Annotated in this window: 12 protein-coding genes; 6 read left to right on the forward strand and 6 right to left on the reverse strand. The window is 70.4% G+C overall.

The window, feature by feature from the left end:
- Positions 1-163 precede the first annotated feature (163 nt).
- Positions 164-1,006, reverse strand: coding sequence for a helix-turn-helix transcriptional regulator (locus OHT77_RS01585; protein WP_328826083.1), 843 nt, complete (start codon positions 1,004-1,006; stop codon positions 164-166).
- Positions 1,007-1,184: 178 nt separating this feature from the next.
- On the opposite strand from OHT77_RS01585, the gene OHT77_RS01590 reads away from it, so the two are divergent.
- On the forward strand, positions 1,185-2,126 hold the full coding sequence (locus OHT77_RS01590; protein ID WP_328826084.1) for an SDR family oxidoreductase: 942 nt from the start codon (positions 1,185-1,187) through the stop codon (positions 2,124-2,126).
- Between the two features lie 428 nt (positions 2,127-2,554).
- On the opposite strand, the gene OHT77_RS01595 is transcribed toward OHT77_RS01590, so the two are convergent.
- From OHT77_RS01595 to OHT77_RS01615, 5 genes are all read right to left on the reverse strand, one after another.
- A complete protein-coding gene (locus OHT77_RS01595) occupies positions 2,555-3,271 on the reverse strand; it encodes a DUF4142 domain-containing protein (protein ID WP_328834118.1) in 717 nt (238 codons plus the stop codon).
- Between the two features lie 412 nt (positions 3,272-3,683).
- Positions 3,684-3,953, reverse strand: a complete 270-nt coding sequence (locus OHT77_RS01600) for a hypothetical protein (RefSeq protein WP_328826086.1) — start codon at positions 3,951-3,953, stop codon at positions 3,684-3,686.
- Between the two features lie 290 nt (positions 3,954-4,243).
- On the reverse strand, positions 4,244-5,089 hold the full coding sequence (locus tag OHT77_RS01605; protein WP_328826087.1) for a class II fructose-bisphosphate aldolase: 846 nt from the start codon (positions 5,087-5,089) through the stop codon (positions 4,244-4,246).
- Between the two features lie 71 nt (positions 5,090-5,160).
- The gene (locus tag OHT77_RS01610; protein ID WP_328826088.1) at positions 5,161-6,051 is read right to left on the reverse strand and encodes an SIS domain-containing protein; all 891 of its coding nucleotides are present in this window, start codon (positions 6,049-6,051) and stop codon (positions 5,161-5,163) included.
- A gap of 69 nt (positions 6,052-6,120) precedes the next feature.
- Positions 6,121-7,359 (reverse strand): Gfo/Idh/MocA family protein, encoded by a 1,239-nt coding sequence (locus tag OHT77_RS01615; RefSeq protein WP_328826089.1) that lies wholly within the window; start codon positions 7,357-7,359, stop codon positions 6,121-6,123.
- Positions 7,360-7,613: 254 nt separating this feature from the next.
- Here OHT77_RS01615 and OHT77_RS01620 point away from each other — a divergent pair, with 254 nt between their 5' ends.
- From OHT77_RS01620 to OHT77_RS01640, 5 genes are all read left to right on the forward strand, one after another.
- Positions 7,614-8,537 (forward strand): 1-phosphofructokinase family hexose kinase, encoded by a 924-nt coding sequence (locus tag OHT77_RS01620; RefSeq protein ID WP_328826090.1) that lies wholly within the window; start codon positions 7,614-7,616, stop codon positions 8,535-8,537.
- A 210-nt stretch (positions 8,538-8,747) separates the two neighbouring features.
- On the forward strand, positions 8,748-9,566 hold the full coding sequence (locus tag OHT77_RS01625) for an endo alpha-1,4 polygalactosaminidase (protein ID WP_328826091.1): 819 nt from the start codon (positions 8,748-8,750) through the stop codon (positions 9,564-9,566).
- A gap of 552 nt (positions 9,567-10,118) precedes the next feature.
- Complete coding sequence (locus OHT77_RS01630; protein ID WP_328826092.1) at positions 10,119-11,447, forward strand: ABC transporter substrate-binding protein; 1,329 nt, start codon at positions 10,119-10,121, stop codon at positions 11,445-11,447.
- Positions 11,448-11,458: 11 nt separating this feature from the next.
- The gene (locus tag OHT77_RS01635) at positions 11,459-12,397 is read left to right on the forward strand and encodes a carbohydrate ABC transporter permease (RefSeq protein ID WP_328826093.1); all 939 of its coding nucleotides are present in this window, start codon (positions 11,459-11,461) and stop codon (positions 12,395-12,397) included.
- Positions 12,394-13,287, forward strand: coding sequence for a carbohydrate ABC transporter permease (locus OHT77_RS01640; protein WP_328826094.1), 894 nt, complete (start codon positions 12,394-12,396; stop codon positions 13,285-13,287). The genes OHT77_RS01635 and OHT77_RS01640 overlap by 4 nt, the downstream gene beginning before the upstream one ends.
- The last annotated feature ends 24 nt before the right edge of the window (positions 13,288-13,311 follow it).

Raw genomic sequence — 13,311 nt, forward strand, 5'->3', positions numbered from 1 at the left:
GGGTCCGATCGCGCTGCGAGTCGGAGCAAATGCCCGGGCGGCGAGGTCCCACGGGAGGACCAATGGGTCGGCCTAAGCCGCACAGACGCCCAGCAAGGTCGGAACTGCTGTTTCACCCCGGGAGTGGACTTCGGCGAATCAGGACGTCCACACCCGTGAGGCGTCAGCGGAGCGGGGCGCTGATGACCGACAGCAGTCGCAGTTTCTCGTGGGTCTCGCTGCCTGGCACGGCGGTGTAGACGAGCAGAACGTGTGACTGTTCGGGATCGAGCAGCGTCTGGCACTCCAGGTCGAGAAGCCCCACTTCCGGGTGGAGGATGCGTTTTCCGGACGTGGGGAGCACGCCGACCTCGTGGCGATTCCAGAGCGCGCGGAACTCCTCACTCTCATTCAGCAAGAGTTCCGCGAGATGGGCCGCCCGGGATTGCGGACCGCGTCTGGCGACGACCTCCCGCAGCTTCGATGCGTACACCCTGGAGAGGTACTCGTGGTCGTCGGCGGCGTAGCGACCACGTGTGGCGGGATCGGTGAACCAGCGGTAGCCGAGACTGCGTGCTGGGCCTCGGAAGCCGGTCAGATCGCCCGAGAGTGCCACGCCCAGAGTGGTCTGCCGGAGTGTCTCGCCGAGCTCGGACACAATCTCGGCCGGAGTGTCGTCAAGACGGTCCAGGATCCGCAACAGCCCGGGAGCGATGTGTTGTTCGCTCTCACCTCCGTGCGCGGGCGGCTCATGTCCGGAGAGTCGGAACAGGTGGTCGCGTTCCTGGATGTTCAGGTGCAGACCCTGCGCGATCGAGGCGATCATCTGTCCGGACGGCTGCGGCCCACGGGCGCGCTCCAGCCGCGCGTAGTAGTCCGTCGACATGTAGCAGAGCACCGCGACCTCCTCGCGACGCAGCCCCCCGGTCCGGCGGCGCCGGCCACGGGGCAGCCCCACATCCTCCGGCTGCAGCGCCGCACGCCGGTGCCGCAGGAATTCCGCCAGCCCGGTGCGATCGATCTCCATGTGGATCCTCTCGTCCCGATCGTTTCTACCTCGCCCGGACGTCCGCATCCACGGTCTACCGATCCACCCCTGAGCCGACGACGCCCCGGCCAGCCACTGATCGGCAGGTCCTGGATACGGCCACGGCGACGTCACATGCTCGTAGAGACCGCTCGACAGACAGAAGGAGCACGCCACCATGGCACCCCGCCCCATCGACGTCACCATCCCCGATTTCACCGGCAAGCGCGTCGTCCTCACCGGCGGCAGCGACGGCATGGGGCTCGTCATCGCCACCCGCCTCGCCGCGGCAGGCGCCGAGCTGATCCTGCCCGTCCGCAACCACCGCAAGGGCGAGGCCGCGCTGACGGCCATCCGCGAGCGGGAGCCGAAGGCGCGCGTGTCGCTGCGCTCCCTCGACCTCTCCTCACTCGAGTCCGCCGCCGCGCTCGGCGAGGCGCTGCGGCAGGAGGGCGATCCGATCCATGTGTTCATCGGCAACGCAGGCGTCATGAACCCGCCCGAGCGGCAGACCACCGTCGACGGCTTCGAGCTGCAGTTCGGCACCAACCACCTCGGCCATGCGGCCCTCATCGGTCACCTCCTGCCGCTGCTGCGCGCAGGACACGCGCGGGTGACCCTGCAACTGAGCATCGCAGCCAACCGAGGTGCCGTGAACTGGGACGACCTCAACTGGGAACGCTCCTACAACAGCATGGGCGCGTACTCCCAGTCGAAGATCGCCTACGGCCTCTTCGGCCTTGAGCTCGACCGGCGCAGCAGGGCATGCGGCTGGGGCATCAGCGCCAACCTCGCGCACCCCGGAATCGCCCCGACAAACCTGCTCGCGGCGCGCCCCGAGATCGGCCGCACCGAATCGGTTCCGGCCCGTCGGGTGATCACCGCCCTCTCCCGGCTCGGTATCACGGGGACCGTCATGAGTGCCGGTCTGCCCGCACTCATGGCGGCCACGACACCCGGCGACCAAGGCGGCAAGTTCTTCGGACCGAACGGCGTCGGCGGCGTCGGCGGCCGGCCCACGGAACAGAAGCTCTACTCGCGCCTGCGCAGCCCTGAGGACGCACGGCGCATGTGGGACCTCACACAGCAGCTCACCCAGGTGTCACTGAACACGACCTGAGATGCCGTTCATCCACCACGCGTCTCCCAGGCCGACCGGCACGACGTCTTCATCCGGCTGCTCACCACAGCCGGGCTGGGGCTGCCCGTTGCCCGTCGAGGCGAGCGACACGTGGTGATGCCGACGCTCCTCCCCAGTACCCCGGTGGCGGGCCGACGCCGTCATGCGTAGTCGCGAGGAGGAGCGGCAACCGCGCCGGTATGTCGCGCAGGACGCCCAACCGCCCATCTCCGGACCTCCGTTGATCTCGTACGCGCACTACGGCGGAGAACTCGGGCACACACGGGGCCCTTGCTCGCAGGGGTGGGCAGCAGGCTTGGCGGAGACCTTCCGGGCGCCCCGCATACCGGGTCGGAAGCCTACGGGGGCAGCTTGCAATACCTCGAGAAAGCCGGCCATGACTCTGTTGCAGGCACTTAGTTACTCGGTCAGGTCGAACTGGGAGCTGCCCCAGCCCCGACTCCGATGATTGCATCGATGTTCGCCGGAGTGGAAGTGGCGTTCGGCGGCGGGGCGAGAACCACGGTCGACTGCCCAAGGGACGGAGGTGGTGGGGTGAGGTCGGACGAAGGGAGATTGGGCGGAGTGGTCTGCCGCAAGAGGGTCTGGTCGAAATTGACCAGGCCCGTTCTTTCCATGACGGTGATGTGATCAAGCACGGTGTCGTTGGCTTGGTCGGCCAAGGCGCGTACGAGCGTATTTTTGGTGGTGGAGCGGATTTTCGCCACCGTGTTGAAGATCGATCCGTGCGTCATTCGCAGGATGTTGGAAAAGTCCGAATCAAACTGCTCGCGCGTGTCTTCCGTCAGTGCGGAAACAAAACCTTGCTGCTGAGGGCTCGCGGAATTGGGCAGCATGATGTTCAACATCGGTGCTATCTTGCGGCAGGTGGCGTCCAGTGCGGCATGCCCGTCGATAAGGTGTCGACTCGCGATAACAACAGCTTCTGTTGAGCCTTTCTGTAGGCCGAGCTGGCCGACAGGGTATTCCCATAGCCCGGCAGCACGGACCTTCACGACAAAGTCCCGGTCCGACTCGGTCAGAGGGCCCCAAGGTGTCTGGGAAATGATGCTGTCGTGGGAGGCGGAGGCAGAACTGACACCCGCAGTGCCTGGGTGGACGAGGGCCGCGACCGCAAGACTCATGGCGCCGCCGACAATGAAAGCTCCCGTCACATTCCAAGAGAACCGCACCGTACCTCCTGCAGGTCGTAGATCCGTCCATGGACGGGTGTAGTCAGCGGTACGCACGGAACACGCAAGCGACTCGACGGATCCGGTAACGAGTTGGCGGATTCTGGCTGCAGTCGGCGCCGCGCCCTGTCGGTGCGCGCCTGGTGCCCGGATTCAGTTGCCGAACCGCCTCGGCGCCGCGAACGGCCATGCGCTCGACAGTCCGCCAGCGGCAGTCCCCAGAGCCGCCCGCGACCCGGCGCGTAGGCTCCCTCCCTCCGCAGCCGGTCACCAACCTGCTCAAGGTGCGCGGGCGCTCAGCCCCGCGAACGGGGTCGTACGGGGTCATCCAGAACAGCTCGGCGGCTTCCCTGAAGCGCCTCTCCTAGGCCAGGACGCTCGCCAGCCGATCGCTGTCGCCGACCTCGGCCAACTCCTCGCAGACAACGCTCCCTTCCCCCCTGCGCCCGAGAGAGAACAGCACGGTCTGATAGGCGTTCAGGGCCCTGCGCAGCCGCCCCGCCCGATTCCGCGCCCCGCTCTCCATCCTGCGAGCAGCCCAGGACGCCTCCTCAGCCAGAGTGAGGTCCACCTTCAGATCCCGGCCCCCGTAGTACAGCCCGAGCACGGCGTCGACCAGCTTCGGCAGGTACACCCTCGGGCTCACCTCTGCCAAAACCCGGTACGCGCTTGCCAGTTCGGCCCGACTCGGCCGACCGGACCCCAGCAACAGCACACGGGCCGAAAGCACGGCGCCGTGAGCGATCGTCAGCACTCCGAACTGAGCGTTCCGTCCTACGAAAAACGCCGCTGAGTGGGCGGCAGCATCGAGCGCCTCGTCCCCCACCCCACGCACCGGGTCGATCCGCCCAGGGTCCCCCCTGTCCGCTACCCCCCGTTCAGCATCGCCCGACGCGGCTCGTTCCGCGGTGAACGGCCTTGTCTTCAGGGCGAGTCGGAGGTGGTCAGTGCCATGAGGCAGTCGGAGACCGCGTCCGTCATGGCATCCCGGGCCGGGCCCAGATAGCGGCGCGGATCGACCACCTTCGGGTCCTGAGCCAGGGTGGCCCGGACGGCCCGGGTGAAGGAGACATTGAGCAGGGTCCCGATGTTGATCTTCGTCATGCCGTGACTCACGGCGTCCCGCAGCGCCGTGTGCGGCACTCCCGACGAGCCGTGCAGAACGAGCGGTACGGGCACCGCTTCGCTGATCCGCTCGATCAGTCGAAGGTCGAGCGCGGCGGTCCGGGAGACCATCGCGTGACTGCTGCCCACGGCGACGGCCAGCGCGTCGACGCCGGTCTCGTCCACGAACCGGGCCGCGTCGGCGGGGTCGGTGCGCACTCCTGGGGTGTGCGCCGAGCCCTTCCCGCCGATCTCGCCCAACTCCGCCTCCACGAACAGGCCTTGGCCATGTGCCCACCGCGCCGCCTCGCGGGTCGCGGCGATGTTCTCCGCGTCCGGCAGCCTGGAGGCGTCGAACATCACCGAACTGGCCCCGCACTCGGCGGTCCGGTGCAACAGGGCCGTGTCCTCGACGTGGTCGAGGTGCAGGGCGAGCCGTATCTCCCCACCGTGGGCGGCGGCGGCCACAGCGGCGGCAAGCGGCATGACGTCACCGCCGTGGTGGCGTACGGCGTTCTGGCTGATCTGCACGATCGCCGGCCTGCCGGTGCGCCGCGCGGCGTCGGCGACGGCCTGGACGTGCTCCAAGGTGATGACGTTGAAGGCGGCTATCCCGGAACCCGACGCGTGGGCTTCGGCGATCAGGTCCGCGCTGCGGCAGAGCATGACGTCCTTTCAGGGTGATCAGAAGCAGGGGCCCTGGGCGGCAGGGCGGGGCTGTTGTGCGGCGGGCGTGGTCAGGGGGCGGGGCGATCCAGAATCACGGAGCGCGTCAGCGCACGCGGGCGGTCGGGGTCCAGTCCCTTACGGACGGCGGCGGCCTCCGCGAGCCGCTGGACGCGCACCAGGTCGGCCTGCGGGTCCTCGGGATGGTCCACGAACAGGGCGCCGGTGGGCGCTACGTCCGCCCGCAGCCCGACCGCGTCCGGGCCGAAGTGCCAGACCAGCCGGCCCGGCGCGGCGATCGAGATCGGGCCGTGGCGGTACTCCAGGGACGGGTAGGACTCCGTCCAGCTCTGGGTGGCCTCGCGCATCTTGAGGGATGCCTCGCGTGCGATGCCGTGCGCCCAGCCGCGGCCGAGGAAGGTGATCTGCTCGGCGGTCACCCACTCCTCGGGCAGGGGCGCGTCGAGTGCCGTGCGCGCGGCCTCCGCCAGCGGCTCCACCGGTTCGCCCAGTCCGGCGCGCAGGGCGGTGAGCGCGGTGGTCGCGAAGAGGGTCTGTACCACGGACCTCTCGTCCGCGAAGGACAGGTCGAGGACGTGGTCGGCGACGTCGACGATCGGCGTGGAGGTGTCGGCTGTCAGGGCGATCGCGGGGTAGCGGCCGCGCCGGCGGTCGAGCAGTTCCAGGACCTCGGTGGTGGTGCCGGACCGGGAGATCGCCACCAGCCGGTCGTAGGTGCGCTCGTGCGGGAACTCGGAGGCCGCGAAGTGGTCCGTCTCGCCCAGGCCGCGGGCCTCGCGCAGGGCGGCGTAGGCCTCGGCCATGAACCAGGAGGTGCCGCAGCCGACGACGGCGACCCGCTCGCCCGGCCGGGGCAGCAGGTCCGCGGACCCGCTCGCCGCGGTCGCGGCCTTGAGCCAGGCCTGGGGCTGGCGGGCGATCTCCTCGCCTATGAACGACATGCTGGTGCTCCTCGGTGTGCGCGCGGGCGCGTCTCGGCGCCCACGGATGATGGCGGTGGATGACTGGGGTCAGGAGGTCCGGGCGGCCGGGCCGCGTGAACCGGGCTGGTGGCGGGCGAAGTAGTCGGCCAGGTCCGGGGCGAGGGCGGGCACCTCGACGGGGGTGCCCCCCGAGCGCAGGGACACGGTGGCCGCGATGCCCGTGGCGACCGCTTCCCGGGCGGCGACGGGCGAGGTGTCGGTGGCGGCGCCGTGCGCGACGAAACGCAGGAACTCGTCGACGAGGGCCTGGTCCGCGCCGCCGTGAGCGGCATCCGTGCTCTCGGCACTCTCGGCCCCGAGGGTGCGGTCGGCCTCGGGGCGGTAGCCGGAGCGGCGCCGGTTCCAGACCTTGACGACCGGCGGGTCTCCCTCGATGCCGTCGCCGAGGTTCTCGATGCGGCCCTCGTCGCCGATGACGGTGTAGTTGCGCCAGTAGTCGGGGGTGAAGTGGCACTGCTGGTAGCTGGTGAGGACGCCGTTGTCGAGGCGGGTCAGCACCATGCTGATGTCCTCGACGTCGATAACGGGGTGGAGGTCGCGCAGTCGGGACGGCGGCCAGACACCCTCGTCGAACCAGTCCTGCACCCGCCGCGAGCCCTGAGGTTCGGAGCGCCGGTGCGTGTCGGCACCGTAGACCGCCAGGTCGCCCAGCGCGGTGACGGTGCGGGCGCTGCCGCCGGCCAGCCAGTGGATCGCGTCCAGGTCGTGGGCGCCCTTCTGGAGCAACAGGCCGGTGGTGCGGGCTCGTTCGGCGTGCCAGTCCTTGAAGTAGTAGTCGCCGCCGTGGCCGACGAAGTGGCGGCACCACACGGCCCGTACGGTCCCGATGGCGCCCTCGGTCACGAGACGGCGCATGGTGCGCAGGACCGGCAGATGCCGCAGGTTGTGGCCGACGTAGAGGCGGGTGCGGGTGCGGGCGGCGGTGGCCAGTACCCGGTCGCAGTCGTCGAGGGTGATGGCCAGTGGCTTCTCGGCGAACACGGCGACGCCCGCTTCGAGGAAGAACAGCGCGGGCGCGGTGTGCAGGTCGTCGGGGGTCAGGACGAAGACGGCGTCGAGGTCGTCCTCGAGCATGTCCTCGTAGCGCTCGTGGAGCCGTACGCCGGGGCCGAACAGCGTGCGGGCGTCGGCGCGTCCGCGCTCGGCCGGGTCGGCGCACGAGACCACCCGGGCCCGTCCGGGCCGGTCGGCGAGGGCGGCCAGTCCGGCGCGCTGGCCGACGCCGACCACTCCCAGGCGTAGTTCGGGCGGCGGCTGCTCGGTCATGCGGGTTCCCTTCGTCTTCGTCGCGGCGGGGAAGAAGCCGCTCGGCGCCGCGAGGGCGCGGCGGCCGGAGGGTCGTGGGCTGCGGGGCCCGGGCGCTGGGCCGGCGTCACGGCAGACCTCCGGACCCGGAGCCGGGCTCCGGGTTTCGCTGTGACGCCCCTGACCATAGATGCTTGAAACTGCTCTATCAATGCCTCTAGCGAGCAACTTCGAGCATTCTGGCTACGATTCCGGCCACCGTCCAAGGAGAAGCAGTGATCCTCACCGTCACCCTCAACGCCGCCCTCGACATCACCCACCGCGTCGCCCGGCTCCGTCCTCACGCGAGCAACCGCGTCTCCGACGTCAGCCAGCGGGCCGGCGGAAAGGGCGTCAACGTGGCCCGGGTCCTGCGCGCACTCGGTGAGCGGACCGCCGTCACCGGACTCGCCGGGGGCCCGACCGGCGCCGCCGTGCGCGCCGACCTCGCCGCGGCGAGCATCGCGGACCATCTCGTCCCGATCGACGGGGAAAGCCGTCGTACCGTCGCCGTCGTCGACGACCGCGACACCACGATCCTGCTGGAGCCCGGACCGCCGGTGACCTCCGCCGAGTGGGCGCGGTTCACTCGCCGGTACCGCGAACTTCTGGGCGGCGCACGGGCCGTGGTCCTCTCCGGCAGCCTGCCGCCGGGCGTACCCGCGGACGCCTACGGCGTGCTCGTCGCCCTGGCCCGTGCCGCGGGCGTGCCCGCCCTGCTGGACGCGGACGGCGAGGCCCTGCTGGCGGCGCTCGCCGAGGGTCCCGATGTCGTGAAGCCGAACATCCACGAACTCGCCGCGGTCACCGGGGGCGAGGACCCGGCGGTGGGCGCGGCCGCTCTGACCGCCGCGGGAGCCCGGGCCGTGGTGGTGTCGCTGGGCCCCGACGGGCTGCTCGCCCACACCCCGGACGGTGTGTGGCGGGCCCGGCCGCCCGCCCCCGTCGCGGGCAACCCCACGGGCGCGGGGGACGCGGCGGTCGCCGCTCTCGCCCTCGGGCTGACCGCCGGACATGCCTGGCCGGAGCGGCTCGTGGAGGCCGTGGCACTGTCGGCAGCCGCCGTGGCAGCGCCGCTCGCCGGGGACTTCGACCCCGCGGTCCGCCGCGCCCTGCTCGGCACGGTGACCGTCAACTCGGTTCCCCCGTCCACCATTTGACGCCCCGGCACATCGGGCTCAAGCGACCGACGCGCTCGTTGACATCCGCTCCGGCGATCGCTTTACTCCCGGACTACGCAGGAGCCCCGCTCCGCGTCAGAGGTACGCCCAGCCGGTATGCAGGCCCCGCGCCGCGAGCCCGGCCCGAGTCGCCAGGACGCCCCACGCGTCCGAGGCGGGGACGTGCCCTCTTCCCATGGAGCTCGATACATGAGCCACCTGATGAACACCACTCCGCGGAAGGTCGTCGGCGCAGCCGTCGGCGTCGCCGCCCTCGCGGGCGCGCTGCTCGTGCAGGCGGACACGTCGCAGGCCGCGGCCATGACGCTGCCCCCCACCCACGTCGGCTTCGACTACCAGATCGGAGGCGCCTACACCCCGCCGTCCGGCGTCAAGGTCGTCACCCGCGACCACGACGCCTCCCCGGCGGCCGGGCTGTACAACATCTGCTACGTGAACGCCTTCCAGGCCCAGCCCGGCGCCGAGGGCGACTGGGCCTCGGACCTGCTGCTGCGCGACTCCGCAGGCAAGGTCGTCTACGACGAGGACTGGGGCGAGGCCCTCCTCGACGTCGGCACCGACGCCAAGCGCAAGCGGATCGCCGACAAGATCGGGGCCCTGATCGACAGTTGCCACACCAAGGGCTTCCAGGCCGTCGAACCGGACAACTACGACAGCTACACGCGCTCGGGGAACCGCCTGACCGCGAACAACGCGCAGGCGTTCATCAAGCTGCTGTCCGCCCGCGCACACGCGGACGGTCTGGCCATCGCCCAGAAGAACACCTCCGAGCTGGCCGCGAACCGCACGGCCAACGGTCTGGACTTCGCCGTGGCGGAGGAATGCGGCACGTACGACGAGTGCGGCGACTACACCAGCGCCTTCGGCTCCAACGTCATCGTGATCGAGTACACCGACTCCGGGCGTTCGAAGGCGTGCCGGTCGTGGGGCAGCACGCTGAGCATCGTCCAGCGTGACGTCGACGTCTCCCCCGCCGGCAGCAGCGGGTACGTCCGCAAGACCTGCTGACCGGGCTCTCCCTAGGTCCGTGGCGGCTCACGCGAGCCGCCACGGACCGCTTCACGAGGCTCGGATCCCCTCTCGGACCCCCTCCGCCATGCTCAATGATGCGTGTTTCCAAGGAGTTTCACGCACTTCCGAGCACCGAAGCTCTTGACAGACGCCAGTGACCGTCGTTTAAATCCTGGCCAACGCCGCACACGCAGGACGCGGCGAAAGAGGTACGCCCAGCCGGTAGCTGACCACGCGCCAGGAGCCCGGACTGAGTCGCCAGGAGCCCGCGGGCATCCGAGGCGGGGACGTGCCCACCACGCTCTGGAGCACGGCCATGAACCGAACCCGCGTGCCCCGCCGCGGCCGGCGGCCGGGCACCGCCGAAGCTCCGGCGACCACGAGACCGACGGCGTTACGACCGCCTTCCCGGCCCCGGCGCTGAACCACCCCACCGGGCCCCGGCGACCGACCGGCTCCTCCCCCACCCGGCACTCGTCTCCAACGGCACACGCCGGTCTCCTCCCTCTGCACGCATCGCCCGTCCCACAGCTCCCACCGGAGGTATCCATGCAAGCGGTCCCCCGCAGCGCGCGGCCCGCCCGCCGCGACGTACTGCGCGCCGGCGCCGGCCTGGCCACGGCGGTGGCCACGGGCACGGCGGCCACCGGATGCGCGGCGGGCCGCGACGACGGCGTCGCCGCCGACGGCACCGTGACGATCGAGATGTGGCACGGCCAGACCGACACCGGCAAGAAGGCGCTGGAGTCCCTGGTCGCCTCCTTCACGAGCAGCCACCCCCACATCCATGTCCGGCTCGGCGGTGGCGTCCTCGCCGACGCGATGCTCCAGAAGGTGACGGCCGCCCTCGCCGCCGGCTCCTATCCCGACATCGCCTACATCTTCGGCTCCGACCTGGCCAGCGTCGCCCGCAGCCCCCAGGCCGTCGACCTCACCGACATGGTCGAGAGTTCGCCCACCCCCTGGACCAGCTACTGGGTACCGGCCCGCAAGGCCGTCACCGTCAACGGCCGGGTGCGCGCCGCCCCCGCCGTCCTGGACTCCCTCGCCGTCGTCTGCAACAAGAAGCTCTTCCGCGAGGCCGGCCTGCCCCTGCCCGAGGCGGGCTGGCGGTGGGACGAGTTCGTCGCCACAGCCAAAGCCCTCACCGACACCCGCGGCGGACGCTTCGGCACCGGCTGGCCCGGGGTCGGGGACGAGGACACCGTCTGGCGGCTGTGGCCCATGATCTGGGACCTCGGCGGGGACGTCGTCGCCGACGACGGAAAGCACATCGGCTTCGGCGACACCGGCACCCGGGCCCTGGAGGTCGTCGCCCAACTGGCCCGCGACAAGAGCGTCTACGTCGATCCGAAGCCCGGCAGCGAGCAGATGTACCAGGTCTTCATGTCGAACCGCATGGGCATGGCCGTCACGGGTCCCTGGCAGCTCCCCGACATACAGCAGGCGAAGGTCGACTACCACGTGGTCCCGCTGCCCACCTTCACCGGCCGCCCGACGACCATCAGCGGACCCGACACCTGGACCGTCTTCGACAACGGCGAGGCACGCGGGAAGGCCGCCAAGACCTTCCTCAGCTGGCTCATGCAGCCGGCCCAGGACGTGCGCTGGGACATCCGCGCGGGCAGCCTGCCCCTCAGCCACGCCACGCGCGAACTGCCCGACTGGCAGCACAAGGAGCGCACCACCGAGGGCCTGGACGTGTTCACCAAGGCCCTCGACTCCGCCCGCGTGCGCCCCGTGCACGCCGCCTACCCGCAGATCTCCCAGGCCCTCGGACAGGCCGTCGTCGCCGTACTGCTCGGCCGGAGCAGTCCCGCGCAGGCCATGCGCGCCTGCGCCGACGACGCCAACGCCGCACTGCTCATCCCGCGTTGAGGAGCCCCGACATGTCGCGACTGCCCACCCCGATCACCGTGTCCCGGCCCCCGGACAACCGCCGTGCCCTGCGCCGCAGACGCGCCGGCGAGGCCGCCATGGCCTGGTCGTTCGTCACGCCCGCCGTCCTCATCATCCTCGGGCTGAGCGTCGTACCGATCATCTGGTCGCTGCTGCTGTCCTTCCAGGCCGACGACCTGGTCACCCCCAGCCGGTGGGTCGGCCTGGACAACTACCGCGCCCTGGCCCAGGACCCGCACTTCAGCCAGGCTCTGCGCAACACCCTGCTGTACACCGCGCTGTACGTGCCGGCGTCCATGGTGATCGGCCTCGCCCTCGCTCTCGCCCTCAACCGGCGCATCCGCTTCGTGGGCCTGTACCGCACCCTGTTCTTCGTCCCGTTCGTGGTCTCCGCGACCGCGCAGGGCGTGCTGTTCTCCTTCATCCTCGACCCCGAGTTCGGCGCCGCCAACGCCGTGCTCCACCGCTTCGGCATCCCCTCCCAGGGGTTCCTCACCGACCCCTCCCAGGCGCTGCCCGTGCTGGTCGCCGTCAGTCTGTGGAGCGGCACCGGATTCTGTCTGGTCATCTATCTCGCCGCGCTCCAGGACGTATCCGTCTCACTGATCGAGGCGGCCCGCCTGGACGGCGCCGACCGCCGCCGCCTGCTGCGTCACGTCACCCTTCCCGCGCTGCGGCCCGTGACGGTGTTCCTCCTGCTGTGGCAGACCATCCAGTCCCTCCAGACCTTCGACCTCGTCTACGTCACCACCAAGGGCGGCCCGCTCGGCTCCACCACGGTGATCGTCTACTTCATCTGGGAACAGGCCTTCAAGAACGCCACCGCCGGTTACGGAGCCGCCTCCGCCTACGTCCTGGCCATCGCCCTGGGCGTCATCGGCCTGATCTTCCAGGTCGCCCGCCGCCGCCTCCAGGGAGCCTCCGCATGACCGCCCTCTCCGCACCGCCCGAGACCGCGCACACCGCGTCGCCCGCCGCACGCCCCGACTCGCGGCGGCGCCGGACCCGGCAGCCGTTCAGCGCCTGGCACCTGCTGCTCGCGCCGTCCGCCCTGCTCTTCGCGGTGCCACTGATCTGGCTGGTCCTCAGCTCGGTGATGAGCAACGCCGAGATCAACCGCTTCCCGCCCGCGCTGTGGCCCTCTCACATCGACCTGGGCGGCTACCGGTACGTGCTGGGCAACGCCATGTTCCCGCGCTGGTTCGCCAACTCCTTCATCGTCAGCCTGGTCACCGTCACCGCGAACCTGGTCTTCGGCACCCTCGGCGGCTACGCCTTCGCCCGGATGCGGTTCGCGGGCTCCCGGCTGCTGCTGGGCCTGATGCTGGCGACGATGGCGATCCCGTTCCAGCTGACCATGATCCCCACGTTCCTGGTGATGAAGCAGTTCGGCCTCATCGACACGCTCGGCGCGCTGATCGTGCCGTCCCTGGTCACCCCGTTCTCGGTGTTCCTGCTCCGCCAGTTCTTCCTCTCCCTGCCCCGCGAACTGGAGGAGGCGGCCTGGATCGACGGCTGTTCGCGGCTGCGCGTCCTGTGGCAGATCGTGCTCCCCCTGTCCCGGCCCGCCCTCAGCACCGTCGCCGTCCTCACCTTCCTGAGCACCTGGAACGACCTCACCTGGCCCCTGATCGCCATCAACCACGACACCCAGTACACGCTCCAGCTGGGCCTGACGACCTTCCAGGGACAGCACCACACCCAATGGGCCGCCGTGATGGCCGGGAACGTCATCACCGTGCTGCCCGTCCTGATCGCCTTCCTCGTCGCACAGAAGGCGTTCATCCAGTCCGTCACCTCCAGCGGGCTCAAGGGCTGAGCCCGCCGGTCTCCCCGCCACACA

The sequence above is a fragment of the Streptomyces sp. NBC_00252 genome, assembly GCF_036187565.1.
Classification (GTDB): domain Bacteria; phylum Actinomycetota; class Actinomycetes; order Streptomycetales; family Streptomycetaceae; genus Streptomyces.

What these genes read in the sequence shown, in the direction of transcription:
- OHT77_RS01590 (WP_328826084.1), top strand. Translation starts at nt 1,185, where the DNA reads ATGGCACCCCGCCCCATCGACGTCACCATCCCCGATTTCACCGGCAAG.
- OHT77_RS01595 (WP_328834118.1), bottom strand. Translation starts at nt 3,271, where the DNA reads ATGAGTCTTGCGGTCGCGGCCCTCGTCCACCCAGGCACTGCGGGTGTC.
- OHT77_RS01615 (WP_328826089.1), bottom strand. Translation starts at nt 7,359, where the DNA reads ATGACCGAGCAGCCGCCGCCCGAACTACGCCTGGGAGTGGTCGGCGTC.
- OHT77_RS01635 (WP_328826093.1), top strand. Translation starts at nt 11,459, where the DNA reads ATGTCGCGACTGCCCACCCCGATCACCGTGTCCCGGCCCCCGGACAAC.
- OHT77_RS01585 (WP_328826083.1), bottom strand. Translation starts at nt 1,006, where the DNA reads ATGGAGATCGATCGCACCGGGCTGGCGGAATTCCTGCGGCACCGGCGT.
- OHT77_RS01605 (WP_328826087.1), bottom strand. Translation starts at nt 5,089, where the DNA reads ATGCTCTGCCGCAGCGCGGACCTGATCGCCGAAGCCCACGCGTCGGGT.
- OHT77_RS01640 (WP_328826094.1), top strand. Translation starts at nt 12,394, where the DNA reads ATGACCGCCCTCTCCGCACCGCCCGAGACCGCGCACACCGCGTCGCCC.
- OHT77_RS01630 (WP_328826092.1), top strand. Translation starts at nt 10,119, where the DNA reads ATGCAAGCGGTCCCCCGCAGCGCGCGGCCCGCCCGCCGCGACGTACTG.
- OHT77_RS01610 (WP_328826088.1), bottom strand. Translation starts at nt 6,051, where the DNA reads ATGTCGTTCATAGGCGAGGAGATCGCCCGCCAGCCCCAGGCCTGGCTC.
- OHT77_RS01625 (WP_328826091.1), top strand. Translation starts at nt 8,748, where the DNA reads ATGAGCCACCTGATGAACACCACTCCGCGGAAGGTCGTCGGCGCAGCC.